Below are 16,788 nucleotides of genomic sequence, written 5' to 3'. Positions count from 1 at the left end.
ATGGAAAAACATACCGAACTCAAACGCGCCAAGCTTCTCGCGCTGTCGCTGCTGCTGATTGCCGCTGCGGCCTTTATCACTACCCTGTTCCTGCCGCAAACCTTCTGGGTACGCGGCGCAAAAGCTATTGCCGAGGCGGCGATGGTCGGCGCGCTGGCGGACTGGTTTGCCGTTGTCGCGCTGTTCCGCCGGGTGCCAATTCCCTTTATCTCGCGCCATACGGCGATTATCCCGCGCAATAAGGACCGCATCGGCGACAATCTTGGCCAGTTCGTGCAGGAAAAGTTTTTGGATACCCAGTCGCTGGTCGCATTAATTCGCCGCTACGAGCCGGCCCAGATGATTGGTACCTGGTTCAGCAAGCCCGACAACGCCCAGCGCGTCGGGCTGCATTTGATGCAGGTGATGAGCGGTTTTCTTGAGCTGACTGACGACGGGCGCATTCAGCGCCTGCTCAAACGCGCGGTGCATAAGGCTATCGACAAGGTCGATTTAACCGAGACCAGCGCCGTCATGCTGGAAAGCATGACCAAAAACAACCGTCACCAGGTGCTGCTGGACGCCATCATCAACCGTCTGATAACCCTGATTCAGCGAGAGAGCACGCGGGAATTTATCTCTGACCAGATCGTCCACTGGCTGAAGACCGAGCATCCGCGCAAGGCGATGGTGCTGCCCACCGAGTGGCTGGGCGATCAGAGCGCAGAGATGGTGTCGAACGCGGTGAACACGCTGCTGGATGATATCAGCCACGACCGCACGCACCAGATCCGTCGGGCATTTGACCGCGCCACGCTGAAGTTTATCGACAACCTGAAAAACGACCCGGAGATGACGGCCAAAGCCGACAACATCAAGCACTATCTGAAGAATGATGAAGCATTTAACCGCTACCTGGGTGAAATGTGGGCTGACCTGCGCCAGTGGCTGAAAAATGACATGCAGAGCGACGATTCCCGCGTGAAGCAACGTATCGCCAACGCCGGGCTGTGGTTTGGTGAGACGCTTTCGAATGATGCCAGCCTGCGTGCGTCGCTGAACGAGCATCTGGAGCAGGCCGCGCACCGCGTCGCGCCGGATTTTGCGGCGTTCCTGACGCGCCATATCAGCGACACGGTGAAAAGCTGGGACGCCAAAGATATGTCACGCCAGATAGAACTCAATATTGGTAAAGATCTTCAGTTCATTCGCGTAAACGGTACCCTGGTAGGCGGAACGATTGGCCTGATCCTGTTTTTACTTTCTCAGTTGCCCGCCGTGGTGGGGCATTAATCCGCTTTTGGCGGCGCGATAACGTAGCGCGTCGCCTCGAAGCGGTTCAGGATCAGGTGCACCAGAAAGACCATCGTCAGCGTGACCACCAGCGCGAAGGTAACGGAGGTGATGCGGTACAGATCGCTGAACACCAAATCGCTGTCCGGATGCATGTTTTGCCCGAACATGATGCCGATGGTGGTAATGCTGGAAAATCCCACCCCGGCCCCGACCTTCTCCATCACGTGCAGGCGCGCGCCAAATGCCAGCCCGAGGCCGATCAGCGGCATCATCAGCAGCATATGGCTGCTGTGATCGTACAGAATAAGCTGAACGACGAGGATATAGAGACAGCCCAGCACCACGCCGACCACGCGCCAGATAGAGCTCATGACCGCGCCGCGGTAGTGCATCGGGAACAGGATCAGAATGCCCGCCATCAGTGCCGAGAGCGAATCGCTTAAGTCGCTCATCTGAAATACCACGAAAATCAGCGTCGCCACGGTGCCGGAGAGCAGCGACTCGTGGCGCACGCGGGCATCGTCTTTCTCTATCAGCGGCGGCGGCTTACGTGGCTCCACGTCCGGCAGCAGGTAATTCATCAGCGCGCTCAGACACACCGCCATCACGCTCGCTTCAATGTTGGAGAACAAAAGCGTGTGCCAGTTGGTGGTGGGGTAGCTCATAAAGTTGAGCATTACGCTCTGGCACACCACGCCCATCGAACCGAACAGAAACAGCGGCCCCTTGCTCATAAAGCGAAAGCGCATCACGTACAGGGCAAAGACCACCAGCGTCATAATGACCGGCCATTGCGACAGAAAGCCGATGATGATCACCATTTCGACGCAGTTGAGCGATGCGCTGAAGATAAACTGCTTCGCCACGTGGCGGTTAAACACCGGCACCAGCGACAGCAGCATGATCGGGTAGACCACAAAAAACACGCCGTAGCTGGTGTTGTAGAAGCTCGAAATACTGAGCGCAATCATCCCGGCAAAGACGATGCGCAGGGTCTGGCGGAAGTCGTTTGCCGTGTAGACGATGTTGCCGTGCGGGGTAAATACCCGCGCCAGGGTGCTAATAGACATAGTGAAGCAGGCTCACCAGATGGATTTGCATCCCGGAGAAGAAGCGCGCAAAGGGCCCTTCGCTGTTGTAGAGCTGCACGGTGGCGCGCGCGCCGGTCGGCAGCGACTTCGGTAAGGCTTCGTCCAGCGCCACGTGAATGCGCATTCGCTGGGCATCGCGCACCCAGCGGTTAGAGGTTTCCGGTTCAGAGAGTTGACCGTTAACGGCTTCCTGACCGGCGAGGATCCCCGCGTCACTGCTGGTCACGTGGGCGCGGAAAACCCGTCCCGGAAAGGCGTCAAACACCACGGCGGCGTCGGTCCCCTGGTGGGTATGACGCAGGCTCTTCTCGCGGAAATCCGCCACAATATCCGTCTGCGTATTCACCAGCGCCAGCGCTGCCGAACCGGACGAGGCGTAAAAACCGGGGCTTAATTGCAGATTACTCACCGTGCCGTCCGCCTCGGCGTAGACCTTCGTCCAGCCAAGATTCAGCTCCGCTTCATCCAGCGCGTTACGGTATTTTTGCAGCGTCACGTTACGGTGTTCATTCCGCTCGCCGCGCTGAATGCGCAGGTTATGAATATTCGCCTGAATCGAGCTGACGGACTGCTCGCTGCTCTGCCAGGTAGTGCGGACCTTATCCAGATCCGCCTGCGACACGTTCTGCAGGGTGCTCAGTTTCTGGTAGCGGTCGAAAGTCACTTTGTCGTTACGCGCGGTCAGCACGGCGGTCTTCAGGCTGGCCTGCGCGGCGGCGATCTGCGCGTCCAGTTGTTCGTTGGAAAGGCGAGCCTGCTCGAGCGCGATCTGCGCCGCTTCCACTTTATTGCGAAACGGGGTGTCGTCGAGCTCAAACAGCAGATCGCCTTTCTTCACCTGGCTATTGTTGTGGACATGGACCGCCGCCACATAGCCGGAGACACGGGCAGACACCGGCGTCACCACGCGCATCACGGTGGAATCCGGCGTCAGCGGGATCCAGATATCCGCGACGATAAAGTAGACAAACATCAGCAGGAAAGAGGCAATACTTACCCTTACCCAGCGGGCAAACTTTTGTTCAGGAGTCATTATTTTTCTGTCTTGTTATCTTCTTCGCGGATTGTCCGCAAATTGCAGGCGATTTGATTCAGGGTGGCGCTGAAAATGTCGAGATGTTCAGGCGCGATGTTTTGCGATACGCGCGTCTGAAGCGTCTCAATTACCTGGGTGAGCCTGTTAAGTACAGCTTTTCCCTCAGGCGTCAGCGTCAGAAGCCGGATGCGCTTGTCATACGGCGAGACGGTGCGCAGCAGGTAACCCTGTTTTTCCAGCTGTGTCAGGGTGCGCATTAGCGGCGGCAGTTCAATGCCCTGCACCTCCGCCAGCTCACTCACCGAGACGTTATCCCCGAGCTGATGCAGCTGCATCATCACCGTCCAGCTCGACTGGGTTAACCCGGTATCGAGAATGGCGTCGTCAATGACGGCACGCCACTGGCGCACGATCATCGCCATCCGCATGCCCATCGGCCTGCGGCTAAAAAGTTCTTCTTCACTCATGGGGAAACCTCTCGTCACACGCGGTCACGATAATAGTTATCAGGGTAAGTATCAAGAAACGAGAAGTTAAAGCGCAGGAATTGCGAAATGAGATTCTCCCTCAGCCCTGTGGGCTGAGGGTTCCCCACAAATTAATGCGAGCACTGAGCAATCCCCTCGCCCCTCCGGGGAGAGGGTTAGGGTGAGGGGAACATACGGCGGTGGTGGTCATTCCGTTCACTTTATGTTCCTTGCTACTCTGTAACGACATGACCGGTGAACGTGCCAGGGTGGCTCAGTCGCCACCACCCTGGCGACCCGGGCTCCCGGCGGTAAATCGCCGCTTCGCGGTGCCCTCGGCTTATTCCTTCCGGCTTATCGGGTACGGGCGGAGGCAACGTCCCTGTAAAGCCGCCCTCTCGGCGCATCCCTGCGCCTCGCCCCGGCCTGCAGGAAACGCCTCAGCGATTTACAGCCGGACCAGGGCATCGCTGACAGCCCTCAGTCATTTAGAAAGCAACTTTATTGCTTCTGCATAAAAAAATTACTGGGGATCCCTCAACCCTGTGGGAGAGGGCCAGAGTGAGGGCACAGCCCGCAGCGGAGTTTAGCGGCTAAAATGTCTGGAGATGGCGCCCTGTCCTGAAGCCGTCACAACCACCTCCCTGTACCCCGCCACCCGCTGGATCCACCCTTTGCTTTCCAGATAAAGAAGCAGCGCTGCGCCGGCTTCGCCTCCGAGATGAAACCGCCGCTCGCTCCAGTCCAGGCAGGCGCAGCACGCTTTTCGGCGCGAATGAGCGCTTAACGAAACGCCGAGCTTCAGAAATTGCTCCCGACCATACGGCGTGAGCGCTGAACCGTCTGCCTCCAGCCAGCCTGCTGCCTGCATGAAATCGTAGATCTGCACCGCCACCGCGCCTGCGAGATGGTCGTAGCAGGTCCGGGCTTTACGCATGGCTTTCGGCGCGGTAGTTTCCGGCGGGGTAATGCGGCTCCACGAAAGCTCCATCATCTGTTCCACCAGCGCCGCCACGTCGTGCCCGGCAAGACGATAATAACGATGCCGCCCTTGCGACAGGCAGGTAATTAACTGCCCTTCAACCAGCCGGGCGAGATGCCCGCTGGCGGTCGACGGCGCAACGTCTGCCGCCGCACTCAGTTCGGTGGCCGTCCACGCCCGCCCGTCCATTAGTGCACAGAGCATTTTCACGCGCGACGGATCGGCCATTGCAGCCGCTACAGCGGCAATGGCCTTTTCCAGCATCGCGCTGTTATCAGAGGGTAAGCTCGTCTTTAACATTTGTCGCCCAGGGTGTGGTGATCTCAGCGGCCAGCTTATCATCATCCGTCAGCAGAATAAGGTGATTCGCGTGGTCGCTGTACTGAGTCAGGATAGACACGCCCTTTGCGGCCAGCGCCGCCGCTATCTCGCCCAGCTCGCCAGGACGCTCCTGCTTAAGCTTTCTGATCACCGGCTTTCGCAGCGCCTGCACGGTAAACCCGGCGTCGAGCAGCACACGGCGGGCTTTTTCCCCGTCCTCCACCAGGAAATGGGCATCCGTACCGAAAACGCCGCCCCCCTCCAGCCCCACGCCGTTGCGGCCTAACAGCTGTCCAAAGCGCGCCAGCTCGCCGGGCCTGTCGCTAAAAATCACGTGAACGTCATACATCCGCGTGCCCTCCCGTTTCGGAGCTGTACTCCCGCACCAGCTGCGCCACGCGAATACGGTAGAAAGAAAAAATCGACTCCCGGCCTTCGGCCTGCGCGGCCTGATGGAAGACATTCTGCTTCCAGCGGCGGACGGCCTCTTCATCCCGCCACCAGGAAAGGGACAGGATTTTGCCGTCGATGCTCAGGCTCTGAAAACGTTCTATATCAATAAAGCCGTCGATGTCCGCCAGCAAAGGCTTGAGTTCAGCGGCAAGCTGCAGATAGCGCGCCTGATGATGAGGCTCCGCTTTGGCTTCAAAAAGGACTGCGATCATGGGTGTCTCTCCGTTGTGAGGGTGTGGAGAGAATGCAGGAGGAAAAACCACAATGCTTCGGTATGGAGCGAAGTGTTTGCCGGATGGCGCTGCGCTTATCCGGCCTACGGGCTCATGTAGGCCCGGTAAGCGTAGCGCCACCGGGCAGGGTTTAACCCACCATCGACTTCGACTCCATAAACGCCCCAATCCCCCACTCGCCTGGATTACGGGCGCTGGTGGCGATGATCCGCGAGCGCAGAATTATTCCAGGTTAGCCTTGTTCAGACCGTAAGCCGCATCCAGCGCGCCCGGCTCCATGCGGGAGGTAATGCCCAGGCGGTTCCAGGCGTTGATCGCTACGATGGCGAAGTTCAGCTCTGAAATCTCGACATCCGAGAAGTGCTCCGCCACGCTGCGGTACAGCGCATCGCTCACGCCATGTACGCCAATCTGGGTCAGCGCTTCGGTGAAGGCCAGCGCCGCTTTTTCACGGGCGCTAAACAGCGGGGACTCGCGCCAGGCCGCCAGATGGTACAGGCGCAGCTCGCGCTCACCGGCGATTTTAGCCTCTTTCGAGTGCATATCCAGACAGAAGGTGCAGCCGTTCAGCTGCGATACGCGAATGTCGATAAGGTGCTTAAGCGCCGGGTCGATGGAGGTTTTCGCCACCTCCATGCTCAGGGCAGAAAGCGCGTTGGCAAGTGCAGGTGTGGCTTTGTGGTGGTTTACGCGGGTGCTCATTGTCTTTCCTCTTTTTGTGCCGTTTTTTTCATGCGATAAGGCAAATCTACGCCGTTAATGACATAGTAAAAAGACACAAAAAGCGTGAAATGAGGTAGGACATGAAGCCGGGCTATCATGAGATTTATTCCCGCTATCGCGACAACATCACGCGCGGCGTGCTGAAGCCGGGCGATAAAGTGCCTGCCATCCGCGTGCTGGCGGAAGAGCTGAAGGTGGCGCGTAAAACCGTCGAGACGGCGTATGCCATTCTGACGGGCGAAGGGTATCTGGTAAGCCAGGGCGCGCGCGGGACGCGGGTGAACCCGGATCTTCTGCTGCCCACGCAACACGCCCCCACAGAACAAGCGACCGGCACGCTGCCGGCGTCGTTGATTAGCCAGCGCGAACGGGCCGGTTTTCTGCGCCCCGGCATTCCGGCGCTCGACAGCTTCCCCTATAAAAAATGGCTGCTGCTGGCGGGCCAGGCGACGCGCGCCATGCGTCAGGATGAAATGCTCAACCCGCCGGTGCTGGGCTGGTATCCGCTGCGCGAGGCGATTGCCCGCTATCTCAATATCTCGCGCGGGTTATCCTGCACCGCCGAACAGATACTGATCACCAGCGGCTACAGCGGCAGCCTGCGCCTGATCCTTGACACGCTTGCCAGCCGCAGCGACAAGGTGGTGTTTGAGGATCCGGGCTATTTTATAGGCCAGCAGCTGCTCAAGCGGATCGTGCCCCGCCTGCACACCGTGCCGGTTGATCGCTGCGGCATCGATACGGACTACCTGCTCCGTCATCATCGCGACGCGCGTTTTGCCATCGTGACCCCGTCGCATCAGAGTCCGCTGGCGGTGACGCTCTCACTGCCGCGCAAGCAGCAGCTGCTCGACTGGTCGTCACAAAACGAGGCGTGGATTATCGAAGACGATTACGACGGGGAATTTCACTACACCCGCAAAGTGCTGCCGTCGATGAAAAGCCTCGACCAGCATGACAGGGTGATCTTTATGGGCACCTTCAGCAAAACCATCATGCCTTCACTGCGCATGGGCTACGTGGTGATGCCCGCCAGCACCGTCGGGGCCTTTACCGACTGCGCGGACATTACCACCAGCGGCCAGCCGGTGCTGACGCAAAAAATCCTCACCGCATTTCTCAACGAAGGGCATTTTTTTCGTCATCTGAAAAAGATGCGCGCCCTGTATCAGATCCGCCGCGACTGGATGATTGCCGCCCTGGGTGAGGTCTATGGTGACCTGTTCTTCACCGAGCAAAACGACGGTGGAATGCATATTGTCGCGTTCCTCGCAAAGGGAAGCGCTGACCGGGAGATCGCCCGCTGCTGGCAGGAACAGCAACTACAGGTTAATGCGCTTTCGGAGTGGTATCGCGGGTCGGGCAAACGCTACGGGCTGGTGATGGGCTATAACAACGTGCGGTCATATCAGGAGGCGGTTGAGCTGCTGGAAAGGCCGAAACGGCAGACGCTTGCGCTGTTGAGTTGAAAACCGCCGGGTGGCGGCTGCGCCTTACCCGGCCTACGGTCTCCTGTAGGCCCGGTAAGCGTAGCGCCACCGGGCAACCCTATGCTTACACATCATATCGCGATAACCCAACGTCCTTGAGTTGCTCGTCGCTCATCTGGCTCAGAATGCGGCGGGTACGGTTGATGCGATACCAGTTACGCAGCGTTTTCGCTACCCAGACAAACGCGATAAACGGACGTTTTGAACGATTCTCGTAGAATTCCATGATGCTCTCCTCGCTGTGCCAGTGGGGTTATCATCATGGAAAACGGCCAATACAATACAGATTCAAAAACTGCTTTTGTTTACCATACAGATCCGCTAAAACGGTATCTGCATGGCGTTTTACCCACCAGTCTGTACTGGTTTAATAATCTGTATGGTGAAAACAAAGGATACAGCATGACGCGCTATCAACATCTGGCCAACCTACTGGCAGAACGTATCGAACAAGGGCTGTATCGCAGCGGCGAACGTCTGCCGTCGGTACGCACGCTGAGCCAGGAACACGGCGTGAGTATCAGCACCATACAGCAGGCCTACCAGATCCTCGAAAATCTCCAGCTGATCACGCCCCAGCCGCGCTCCGGTTATTTTGTCTCGAAACGCAAAGCGCAGCCGCCCGTACCGGCGATGACGCGCCCGGTGCAGCGCCCCGTGGACGTCACCCAGTGGGATGAGGTGATGATGCTGCTGGACGCCCGCGCCGACAAAGAGATGATCTCCTTTGGCGGCGGCTCGCCGGACATCAACCAGCCGAGCCTGAAGCCGCTGTGGCGCGAGATGAGCCGCATTGCGCAGCATAACCCTGGCGAAATGCTGAGCTATGACGTGCTCGATGGTCGTCTGGAGCTGCGCGAGCAGATCGCCCGCCTGATGCTGGACGGCGGCTCCACCGTGGCGGCAAACGAGATTGTGATCACCAACGGCTGCCACGGCGCGCTGTCGATCGCCCTGCTCTCGGTGTGCAAGCCTGGGGACATCGTGGCGGTCGAGTCGCCGTCGTTTCACGGCACCATGCAGATGCTGCGCGGATTCGACATCAAGGCGATTGAAATACCTACCGATCCCGAGACCGGGATCAGCATCGAGGCGTTAGAGCTGGCGCTGGAGCAGTGGCCGATCAAAGCGGTGATCCTGGTCCCCAACTGCAATAACCCGCTCGGGTTTATCATGCCGGAAGCGCGTAAAAAGCAGGTGCTGGCGCTCGCCCAGCGGCACGATATTGTGATTGTGGAGGATGATATCTACGGCGAGCTGGCCGCAGAGTACCCGCGCCCGCGCACCATTCACTCGATGGACATTGATGGCCGCGTGATCCTCTGCAGCTCCTTTACCAAAACCGTGGCACCCGGGCTGCGCGTCGGCTGGATTGTGCCGGGGCGCTATTACGACCGGGTGATGCACATGAAATACGCCGCGGGCGGGTTTAACGTGCCGGGCACGCAGATGGCGGTGGCGGCGTTTATTCGCGACGGTCATTACCATCGCCACGTGCGGCGCATGCGCCAGATTTATCAGCAGAATATGGAGACCTACACCTGCTGGGTGCGGCAGTATTTTCCGGCAGAGATATGCGTTACCCGCCCGCAGGGCAGCTTCCTGCTGTGGGTCGAGCTGCCGGAGATGGTCGACATGGTGTGCGTCAGCAAGCAGCTGTGCCGTCTGAAGATCCAGGCTGCGGCCGGGTCGCTGTTTTCCGCCTCCGGTAAGTACCGCAACTGTCTGCGGATCAACGTGGCGCTGCCGCCGACGGATAAACATCGCGAGGCGTTGAAAAAGATGGGTGAGGCGATTGTGATTGCGATGGAGGGGTAGTGCGGCATTTTGCCCTCACCCCGGCCCTCTCCCGCAGGGAGAGGGTGAAAACCGATCCCGTAGGCCCGGTAAGCGCAGCGCCACCGGGCATTGGCTAACGACTCAGAACGTCCACGAAACGCTGCCGACAATGCTGCGCTCTGCACCGAAGTAGCAGTAAGAGAGCGAGTTACACGCCGCAACGTAGCTTTTGTCCGTCAGGTTATTGACGTTCAACTGCGCGCTCACGCCCGTGAGCCCCACTTTCGACAGGTCATACCCCACGACCATATCCACCAGGGTGTATGACGGTAGCGTATGGGTGTTCTGACGATCGCTGGCGATCCCGTTGACATAGCGCACGCCGGAGCCGACGGTCAGGCCGTCCAGCGGGCCGCTTTTGACGTCGTAGCTCAGCCAGGCGCTGGCCATGTTACGCGGGGCATAGACGGCGCGCTTGCCCTCCTCTTCCGGGCTGCTCTTCTTGTAGCGAATATCCGTATAGGTATAGGCCGCCTGCATGCGCAGGCTGTCGGTCAGCTGTCCAATCGCCTCCAGCTCAACGCCTTCGGATTCGATTTCACCGATGGAACGGTACGGATCGGCCGGCTCCTCTTTAGTAGCAATGTTCTTCTGGTTGATGCGGAACACCGAGGCGCTGAACTGGCTGTTCATCCCCTCCGGCTCATACTTCACGCCCGCTTCCCACTGCTTGCCCTTCATCGGATCCAGGATATTCCCCTGCTCGTCGGCAAAGCTGGTCGGCGTAAAGGCGGTGGAGTAACTGACGTACGGCGCGACGCCGTTATCAAACAGATACAGCAGCGCCGCGCGGCTGCTGAAGTTGTTTTTATCCAGATCGCTGCGGGTATGGTTGAAGTTGTCGACGTTCGACACGCTCACCTGGTCGTAACGCCCACCCAGCGTGAGGCGCCAGCGGTCAATGGACATCTGATCCTGCAGGTAGTAGCCGGTCTGGCGCAGCTTATGCTTTTCCCTGCTGTACTGGGTGATGTAGTCCGGCTTCGCGCCATAAGCAGGATGGAAAGCGTCAATCGGCGGGAAGCCGCCGTAGTAGCCGGTGACGTTGTTGGTGCGGTCCTGGTAGTCCATGCCGATCAGCACGCGGTGGTTCACCTCGCCGGTATCGAAGCTGCCGTCGACCTGGTTATCCAGGGTGATGGCGTTCATCTTCTCATCGGAGCCGGAATAGCCGCGGTTCAGCTCGGTGTCGTTCAGCCAGCCTGCGGCATACACCTGGTTCAGCTCGACTTTGGTGTGCAGGTAGCGCAGCTTCTGGCGCACGGCCCAGCCGCTATCAAACAAGTGCTCGATGTTATAACCGACCATGTTTTCCCGACGATCGTACTTGTCGTAATCGTCTTCACCTTCAAAAAAGGTGTTGGAGATTTTCTTACCGCTGTGCGGCACGACGGTGCCCTCATACGGCAGGCCGGAGTGGCTGCCGCCTTCCGGATCGCGGTGCAGGTAGGCCATCAGATCCAGACGGGTGTTATCGGTGATACGCCAGGTCAGGCTCGGCATCAGCGCGTAACGCTCTTCTTTGAGCGGATCGAACTGGGAATCGGCATAGCGGGTCATCCCGCTGAGGCGCACCGCCACGCGGTCGTTATCATCAACCGGGCCGGTGACGTCGAACATCGCCCCGCGCTGGTTATTGTTACCGGCGAAGAGCTTGATCTCCCCGCCCGGATCGAACGATGGCTTACGGGAGGTGAGCGCCACGATGCCGCCCGGCGATGAGCGACCGTACAGCACGGAGGCCGGGCCGCGCACGACTTCGATACTGTCCAGGAACCACGGATCAACCACCAGCGAGCTGTGGGAATTGGTGTCGCCCATCATCTTCAGTCCGTCGAGGTAGACGTTGTCCAGGCTGCCGTCCGAGAAGCCGCGCAGCACCATGTAGTCGAAGCGGTTTGATGCCCCAATCTGGTTGCTGTAGACCCCCGGCGTGTAGCTCACGGCCTGACGCACGCTGGTTGCGCCCTGCTCTTCGAACTGCTCGCGGGTGACGATAGAGACCGATTGCGGGGTTTCAATATCCGGCGTTTCAAGCTTGGTGGCCGCAGACTGCATCTGCGGGGTCACCACCACGGTGTCAGTTTTTTGGGCATCCTGCGCCAGTAAAGGAAAAGCGACGCTACCGGTAACCCATCCCACCAGCAGTGCCAGACGCGATTTAGCAAACATAACCCTCTCCAGAGATATTTCTTATTGTTAATAAGAATTATTACCCTTTTGAGGGTGCAAACAGCTATGCGCGCCGCCAGGTTATGTATGCGCGATGCTAAACCGCACGGGATACGTTCGCGCGATGGACAAAATTACGTTAGCGTAGTTTGCGCACGTCACCCGGTGAAATCCCGTAATGACGACGAAACGCGGTGGCGAAGTTGGTGGCATGCTGATACCCGCACATCCAGGCGGCCTGCTGTACGCTATGGCCTTCCAGCAGATAGCGACGCGCCAGCGCAAGGCGACAGTCGCGGAGATAATCGAAGAGTGTGCAGCCGTAGCGTTGACGGAACTTGCTGCGCAGGCTGCTTGGGCTCATGGCAGCAAGGGCTGCCAGCTGCGCGAGTGTATGGTCACGTTCAGGAGACTGTTCCAGCAGGCACCGGACGCGTTCCAGACGCGCATGCTCAGGGCGGCTCGGACAGGGCAGCTGGCACTGGTTCAGGCCGTGGCCGAGCAGCTGGTACATGAGCCCCTCCAGCAACAGCTTACGCGAGAGCACGCTTCCCCCCTGCCGCTGTGCATGCTGAATGCCTGACATCACAAACTCGGGAACGTGCCAGACAAACGCGGGGGTATTCAGGCTTTGCCATTCCAGCAGCAGCGACTCAAGCAGGGCTTCACGTCCGGCATCGTGTGGGTACACGCCAAACGAGAGCGTTTTCAGCGTGCTGTCAGCATCGTGACGCGCGCTCATCACCTGATCTTCACTCAGACGCGAGCTGAACGCCATGCCCGGGCGGACGGGATAATCGATACCATTGAGCGTGAGCGTCACGCACCCTTCCAGCACCACCAGCATATAAAGCGGGCTGCTGTGGCGAGAGGTGGTTTCATAGGGCTGTAATACACGTACGTCGGAATGGGTCAGTGAAATGCCGGACGAGAGCGTCATCTCTTCAACATTCCCCTGCAACACGGGGCTGCCGCTGACCTGCTCATCTTTTAGCTGCGGGAAACGGTAGTCGATGCCGTAGCGCTCGCCGAATATTTGAAAATCCTCAACAAAAAAAATGCGCTTCGCTGATGTATTTTCACTCTGGAGCATAATTCGGAGCCTGCATCGGGGAAAGGACAGGCAAAACAGTACCATTCATTTGCCATGGCAGCAATCACCGGGCGCAGACACTATTACGCTCCGGACGAAGCCGGAGCGAAGGCGTATATTTCTTTACGAGAAATATATTTATGCTTCCTGCCACTCAGCAAAAACCTCTTTATGGTTTTTGGTCAGGACAACTTTATTATCTTCGACCTTATCGACCCAGCCGAGAGGAATAAAGTGGTGCTTGCCGCCTGATTCCGGGTCGCTCTTTGCAAGCTTGATACGCTCACCATCAAGATGGTCCACAACCCCGACATGCGTTCCGCAGCTGGCGACAACCTGAGTGTGATCCTTAATTGCGCTTTTATCTACCATATTAATTCTCCTGTTTCGGTTATTTGCCTGTTGCACGAAATTAACTGTAGCGCATAAATTCGGACCTGAAATGCGTATTAGCATTTTGAAACATCATTGACAGAACCGAATATTATGTCTATTTAGCGCCGAAATGAAAAAATAAGAATGAGATGAATTATTAGCGACTGATTATTTTCCGTTCATAATTAAAGTATCGCAACCAACGAGGAGGTATTTATGACGATTCGCAACAATCGGACAGAAATTTCGCTGGCTCTTGGTGAAGCGGTCTTAGACATCGTGCAAAAAGGCCATGAGGTATCGCGAGAAAATCTCGCCCAGGCGATGAAAATTAAAGCGGAAAAAGAGCGCGACGATGAGCGGCTTCTGAACTACTGGAAGGCCTGTAATATGCTGGTTTAAACGTAGCGGCGTTTAGTCTGACTAAACGCCGCAGTCTGTTACTCGTCGAAGTATCAGTATCCCTGGTTAATCAATCCGGTCAACTCTTCCACAAACGCCGGATTATTCAGCGCATCGCCCAGCTCGGCCTGGCCGAGCTGGGTGTAGCGGGACAGCGCGTCCGCCCCGTTCACATCCGCCGTCTCCAGCTGTTCGCTGTTGATAAAGAAGCTGCCGTTGACGTTCAGCACGCGCAGCCCGCTCAGGCGTGAAAGCGTTTCGCCCCCTTGTAGCGCGTCGAGCACCTCGTCTGCGGAATACGGCGGCTCGGCGGCGGCAATATCCAGCTCGTGACGCGGCGTGGAGACGAAGCTGCCGAACCATTTTGTAAAATCATCCGGCTTGCTAATCATGTCGATCATCATCTGGCGAATGCGATCGAGCTCGTACTGCTCCACGCGGCCCGGGTGTTCGCGGCAGGTCAGATCCGGATCGCTGTAGTGCTCGCCACCCAGATCGTTTTCCAGCGCGTAATCGGCAAAGCTGCTAATCAGATCGCGACCGTTCGGCCCGCGGAAACCGACAGAGTAGTTGAGCGCGGTTTCATGGGTGAAGCCGTCATGCGGGAATCCAGGCGGAATATAGAGGATATCGCCCGGGGCCAGATCTTCGTCAATGATTGGCTCAAACGGATCGACGTGCAGCAGGGCCGGATGCGGACAGAACTGACGCATCGGCAGCTTGTCACCCACGCGCCAGCGACGGCTACCCATCCCCTGAATAATAAACACATCGTACTGATCGATATGCGGCCCAACGCCGCCGCCCGGGACGGAGAAGGAGATCATCAGGTCATCGAGACGCCAGTCCGGCAGGACGCGGAACGGACGCACCAGCTCTGCGGCGGGCATATGCCAGTGGTTCACCGCCTGCGCCAGCAGAGACCAGCCGGTTTCACCGAGGTTATCGAAATGCTCAAACGGGCCATTGCTCGCCTGCCACTTGCCGTTAGCATGGCTTACCAGGCGGCTGTCGACTTCCGGCTCCATCGCCAGACCCGCCAGTTCATCAGGGGTAATGGGGTCGACAAAATTCGGGAAGGCATTTTTCAGCACAACGGGTTGTTTTTGCCAGTATTTCTCAAGAAATTCCGGCCAGTCGAGGTTCAGTTGATACGCCATGGTTAGCACCAGTGAGAGGGGAGACAGGCGCGATTATAGAAGAGACAGCCAAGGGGGAACTTGTCATGGGTCAATCGAGCGCGCGTAGGTCGGGTAAGGCGAAGCCGTCACCCGACGCACGCGCGGGCTAAAACTTAATCCAGGTTCAGCTCGTCATAATGGGTGATCAGTTTGCCCACGATGCCGTAGTCCAGCGCTTCCGCCGGTGACATCCAGAAGTTACGGTCGGTGTCCTTCTTCACTTTCTCCAGCGGCTGGCCGGTGGCGTCAGCAATCAGTTTGTTTACGCGTTCCAGCATGCGGATAATCTCGCGCGCTTCGATTTCGATATCCGTTGCCTGACCGCGCACGCCGCCCAGCGGCTGGTGGATCATAAAGCGGGTATTCGGCAGCGAGTAGCGGTGCTCTTTTTTCGCCGCCAGGAAGATGGTGATCCCGGCGCTTGCCACCCAGCCGGTTCCAATGACGTGCACTTCCGGTCGGATAAACTTAATGAAGTCGTGGATGGTGTCGCCCGCTTCCACGTGGCCGCCCTGGCTGTTGATGTACAGCTTGATCGGATCGTTGCTGACGCTTTGCAGCAGGATCATCTGAGTGATGACTTTCTGGGCCAGCTCCTGGTTGATCTCACCGGAGATGACAATCGAACGGGATTCCAGCAGTTTTTGCTGTAGAGCGCCCGCGCCGCTTGTTCCTTCCGCTTTTTCTTTATCGTCACTGCTTTTCAGTGTGTAGTGCATCGTTATGTCCTCAGCTTGTCGCGCTCAAAATCAGAGTGTAGCCTGTTTTACCCGTCGGCGTCCTCACACAAAACATCGTGGCTCAGGATGAATATCGCCTGTGTGACGCACTGGCTTCGCAGCCGGAAAGGTCTCTAAAAACAGCGTTCCGATCCTAACCAATTCGCCACATTTTTATTACACTTTCATATCATCTTCATATTGCCGAATGATAATAATTATTAATGTGTTAGTATGAATGAGGATAGCAAACAGTCGCTTACGTTCAAAAAGGCGCATTTTATTCTCGATGGTTTACTGATCACACCGGGGCGGTGAATGGAACACATTGTTTATGTGGTTGATGACGATGACGCAGTCAGGCAGTCCGTTGTTGGGCTGCTGGAATCAGCGGATATACACGCCCTTGGCTTTTCCTCAGCAGAAGCCTTTCTCAGCCATCCTTTTGAGGATCTGCCCTCCTGCGTGATCCTCGATATGCAAATGCCCACGATCACCGGGTTTGATGTCGCAGATGCGCTGAAAGCCAACGGGCGGGAAATACCGATCATCTTTCTCACTGGTCACGGCACTATCCCTATGTCCGTCCGGGCGATCAAAGGCGGGGCCTACGAATTTCTCACTAAACCCGTTGAATCCAGCGCCCTCATTGGCTCTATCGAATCCGCGCTCAGGCTGGCACAGCACAACGCCGCCCGCGTCAAAGAGCACTACGCCCTGAAACAGCGCCACATGTCCCTCACGCCGCGCGAGCATGAGGTGCTTGAGCTTGCCATCAGCGGCAAGCTCAACAAGCAGATCGCCGCCGAGCTGGGCGTCAGTGAGATTACGGTGAAAGTACACCGCCGCCGGGTGATGGAGAAAATGCAGGTCCGCTCCGTGGCCGAGCTGGTCAGGGCCGTCGAGCGCCTGACCAAACATCAGCCAGCGGAATAA

18 protein-coding genes are annotated in these 16,788 nt (G+C 57.7%); 5 read left to right on the top strand and 13 right to left on the bottom strand.

Features of this window, described 5'->3' with window-relative positions; all coding sequences use genetic code 11:
- Nucleotides 1-1,272, top strand: a complete 1,272-nt coding sequence (locus L3069_RS02920) for a DUF445 domain-containing protein (protein ID WP_236901904.1) — start codon at nucleotides 1-3, stop codon at nucleotides 1,270-1,272.
- On the opposite strand, the gene L3069_RS02915 is transcribed toward L3069_RS02920, so the two are convergent.
- The 7 genes from L3069_RS02915 to L3069_RS02885 all read right to left on the bottom strand — a co-directional run bounded on the left by L3069_RS02915 (nucleotide 1,269) and on the right by L3069_RS02885 (nucleotide 6,560).
- Nucleotides 1,269-2,345, bottom strand: a complete 1,077-nt coding sequence (locus L3069_RS02915; RefSeq protein WP_022646940.1) for a DUF2955 domain-containing protein — start codon at nucleotides 2,343-2,345, stop codon at nucleotides 1,269-1,271. The genes L3069_RS02920 and L3069_RS02915 overlap by 4 nt on opposite strands.
- Entirely contained in the window at nucleotides 2,335-3,402 is a 1,068-nt protein-coding gene (locus tag L3069_RS02910) for an HlyD family secretion protein (protein WP_088581776.1), read from the bottom strand. Before L3069_RS02910 ends, L3069_RS02915 begins: the two co-directional genes overlap by 11 nt.
- The gene (locus L3069_RS02905) at nucleotides 3,399-3,869 is read right to left on the bottom strand and encodes a MarR family winged helix-turn-helix transcriptional regulator (RefSeq protein ID WP_022646938.1); all 471 of its coding nucleotides are present in this window, start codon (nucleotides 3,867-3,869) and stop codon (nucleotides 3,399-3,401) included. Before L3069_RS02905 ends, L3069_RS02910 begins: the two co-directional genes overlap by 4 nt.
- Before the next feature lie 586 nt (nucleotides 3,870-4,455).
- Entirely contained in the window at nucleotides 4,456-5,151 is a 696-nt protein-coding gene (locus L3069_RS02900; RefSeq protein ID WP_038415234.1) for a helix-turn-helix transcriptional regulator, read from the bottom strand.
- Nucleotides 5,126-5,521: an amino acid-binding ACT protein gene (locus tag L3069_RS02895; RefSeq protein ID WP_022646936.1), complete on the bottom strand. Its 396-nt coding sequence runs from the start codon at nucleotides 5,519-5,521 to the stop codon at nucleotides 5,126-5,128. The genes L3069_RS02900 and L3069_RS02895 overlap by 26 nt, the downstream gene beginning before the upstream one ends.
- Nucleotides 5,514-5,837, bottom strand: a complete 324-nt coding sequence (locus L3069_RS02890; RefSeq protein WP_038415232.1) for an antibiotic biosynthesis monooxygenase — start codon at nucleotides 5,835-5,837, stop codon at nucleotides 5,514-5,516. Before L3069_RS02890 ends, L3069_RS02895 begins: the two co-directional genes overlap by 8 nt.
- Before the next feature lie 243 nt (nucleotides 5,838-6,080).
- Entirely contained in the window at nucleotides 6,081-6,560 is a 480-nt protein-coding gene (locus tag L3069_RS02885; RefSeq protein WP_022646934.1) for a carboxymuconolactone decarboxylase family protein, read from the bottom strand.
- A 101-nt stretch (nucleotides 6,561-6,661) separates the two neighbouring features.
- On the opposite strand from L3069_RS02885, the gene L3069_RS02880 reads away from it, so the two are divergent.
- Nucleotides 6,662-8,050 (top strand): PLP-dependent aminotransferase family protein, encoded by a 1,389-nt coding sequence (locus tag L3069_RS02880; RefSeq protein WP_038415230.1) that lies wholly within the window; start codon nucleotides 6,662-6,664, stop codon nucleotides 8,048-8,050.
- A gap of 85 nt (nucleotides 8,051-8,135) precedes the next feature.
- Here L3069_RS02880 and L3069_RS02875 read toward each other — a convergent pair whose 3' ends face one another.
- Nucleotides 8,136-8,297: a DUF1127 domain-containing protein gene (locus L3069_RS02875; protein ID WP_003863073.1), complete on the bottom strand. Its 162-nt coding sequence runs from the start codon at nucleotides 8,295-8,297 to the stop codon at nucleotides 8,136-8,138.
- 176 nt (nucleotides 8,298-8,473) lie between these two features.
- Between L3069_RS02875 and L3069_RS02870 the strand changes: the two genes are divergently transcribed.
- Nucleotides 8,474-9,889, top strand: a complete 1,416-nt coding sequence (locus L3069_RS02870; protein ID WP_023305386.1) for a PLP-dependent aminotransferase family protein — start codon at nucleotides 8,474-8,476, stop codon at nucleotides 9,887-9,889.
- A gap of 102 nt (nucleotides 9,890-9,991) precedes the next feature.
- On the opposite strand, the gene foxA is transcribed toward L3069_RS02870, so the two are convergent.
- The 3 genes from foxA to L3069_RS02855 form a co-directional block, all read right to left on the bottom strand.
- Nucleotides 9,992-12,100: a ferrioxamine B receptor FoxA gene (gene foxA / locus L3069_RS02865; RefSeq protein WP_103791354.1), complete on the bottom strand. Its 2,109-nt coding sequence runs from the start codon at nucleotides 12,098-12,100 to the stop codon at nucleotides 9,992-9,994.
- Between the two features lie 121 nt (nucleotides 12,101-12,221).
- The gene (locus L3069_RS02860; protein WP_022646930.1) at nucleotides 12,222-13,175 is read right to left on the bottom strand and encodes an AraC family transcriptional regulator; all 954 of its coding nucleotides are present in this window, start codon (nucleotides 13,173-13,175) and stop codon (nucleotides 12,222-12,224) included.
- 138 nt (nucleotides 13,176-13,313) lie between these two features.
- Nucleotides 13,314-13,547, bottom strand: coding sequence for a DUF2171 domain-containing protein (locus L3069_RS02855; RefSeq protein ID WP_003863067.1), 234 nt, complete (start codon nucleotides 13,545-13,547; stop codon nucleotides 13,314-13,316).
- A 219-nt stretch (nucleotides 13,548-13,766) separates the two neighbouring features.
- Between L3069_RS02855 and L3069_RS02850 the strand changes: the two genes are divergently transcribed.
- Nucleotides 13,767-13,952 (top strand): hypothetical protein, encoded by a 186-nt coding sequence (locus L3069_RS02850; protein ID WP_010427252.1) that lies wholly within the window; start codon nucleotides 13,767-13,769, stop codon nucleotides 13,950-13,952.
- 53 nt (nucleotides 13,953-14,005) lie between these two features.
- Here L3069_RS02850 and L3069_RS02845 read toward each other — a convergent pair whose 3' ends face one another.
- Both L3069_RS02845 and L3069_RS02840 read right to left on the bottom strand, forming a co-directional pair.
- Nucleotides 14,006-15,112, bottom strand: a complete 1,107-nt coding sequence (locus L3069_RS02845) for a cupin domain-containing protein (RefSeq protein ID WP_038415225.1) — start codon at nucleotides 15,110-15,112, stop codon at nucleotides 14,006-14,008.
- Nucleotides 15,113-15,246: 134 nt separating this feature from the next.
- Complete coding sequence (locus L3069_RS02840; protein ID WP_022646928.1) at nucleotides 15,247-15,852, bottom strand: ATP-dependent Clp protease proteolytic subunit; 606 nt, start codon at nucleotides 15,850-15,852, stop codon at nucleotides 15,247-15,249.
- Nucleotides 15,853-16,170: 318 nt separating this feature from the next.
- On the opposite strand from L3069_RS02840, the gene L3069_RS02835 reads away from it, so the two are divergent.
- Nucleotides 16,171-16,788 (top strand): response regulator transcription factor, encoded by a 618-nt coding sequence (locus tag L3069_RS02835; protein WP_022646926.1) that lies wholly within the window; start codon nucleotides 16,171-16,173, stop codon nucleotides 16,786-16,788.

Source organism: Enterobacter cloacae complex sp. ECL411 (genome assembly GCF_021869665.1).
In the GTDB taxonomy this organism is placed as follows: Bacteria; Pseudomonadota; Gammaproteobacteria; order Enterobacterales; family Enterobacteriaceae; genus Enterobacter; species Enterobacter intestinihominis.
The sequence above is the reverse complement of the archived record's forward strand: the minus strand, read 5'-3'. Positions and strand labels throughout refer to the sequence as shown.

What these genes read in the sequence shown, in the direction of transcription:
- L3069_RS02920 (WP_236901904.1), top strand. Translation starts at nt 1, where the DNA reads ATGGAAAAACATACCGAACTCAAACGCGCCAAGCTTCTCGCGCTGTCG.
- L3069_RS02915 (WP_022646940.1), bottom strand. Translation starts at nt 2,345, where the DNA reads ATGTCTATTAGCACCCTGGCGCGGGTATTTACCCCGCACGGCAACATC.
- L3069_RS02905 (WP_022646938.1), bottom strand. Translation starts at nt 3,869, where the DNA reads ATGAGTGAAGAAGAACTTTTTAGCCGCAGGCCGATGGGCATGCGGATG.
- L3069_RS02900 (WP_038415234.1), bottom strand. Translation starts at nt 5,151, where the DNA reads ATGTTAAAGACGAGCTTACCCTCTGATAACAGCGCGATGCTGGAAAAG.
- L3069_RS02895 (WP_022646936.1), bottom strand. Translation starts at nt 5,521, where the DNA reads ATGTATGACGTTCACGTGATTTTTAGCGACAGGCCCGGCGAGCTGGCG.
- L3069_RS02890 (WP_038415232.1), bottom strand. Translation starts at nt 5,837, where the DNA reads ATGATCGCAGTCCTTTTTGAAGCCAAAGCGGAGCCTCATCATCAGGCG.
- L3069_RS02885 (WP_022646934.1), bottom strand. Translation starts at nt 6,560, where the DNA reads ATGAGCACCCGCGTAAACCACCACAAAGCCACACCTGCACTTGCCAAC.
- L3069_RS02880 (WP_038415230.1), top strand. Translation starts at nt 6,662, where the DNA reads ATGAAGCCGGGCTATCATGAGATTTATTCCCGCTATCGCGACAACATC.
- L3069_RS02875 (WP_003863073.1), bottom strand. Translation starts at nt 8,297, where the DNA reads ATGGAATTCTACGAGAATCGTTCAAAACGTCCGTTTATCGCGTTTGTC.
- L3069_RS02870 (WP_023305386.1), top strand. Translation starts at nt 8,474, where the DNA reads ATGACGCGCTATCAACATCTGGCCAACCTACTGGCAGAACGTATCGAA.
- L3069_RS02860 (WP_022646930.1), bottom strand. Translation starts at nt 13,175, where the DNA reads ATGCTCCAGAGTGAAAATACATCAGCGAAGCGCATTTTTTTTGTTGAG.
- L3069_RS02855 (WP_003863067.1), bottom strand. Translation starts at nt 13,547, where the DNA reads ATGGTAGATAAAAGCGCAATTAAGGATCACACTCAGGTTGTCGCCAGC.
- L3069_RS02850 (WP_010427252.1), top strand. Translation starts at nt 13,767, where the DNA reads ATGACGATTCGCAACAATCGGACAGAAATTTCGCTGGCTCTTGGTGAA.
- L3069_RS02845 (WP_038415225.1), bottom strand. Translation starts at nt 15,112, where the DNA reads ATGGCGTATCAACTGAACCTCGACTGGCCGGAATTTCTTGAGAAATAC.
- L3069_RS02840 (WP_022646928.1), bottom strand. Translation starts at nt 15,852, where the DNA reads ATGCACTACACACTGAAAAGCAGTGACGATAAAGAAAAAGCGGAAGGA.
- L3069_RS02835 (WP_022646926.1), top strand. Translation starts at nt 16,171, where the DNA reads ATGGAACACATTGTTTATGTGGTTGATGACGATGACGCAGTCAGGCAG.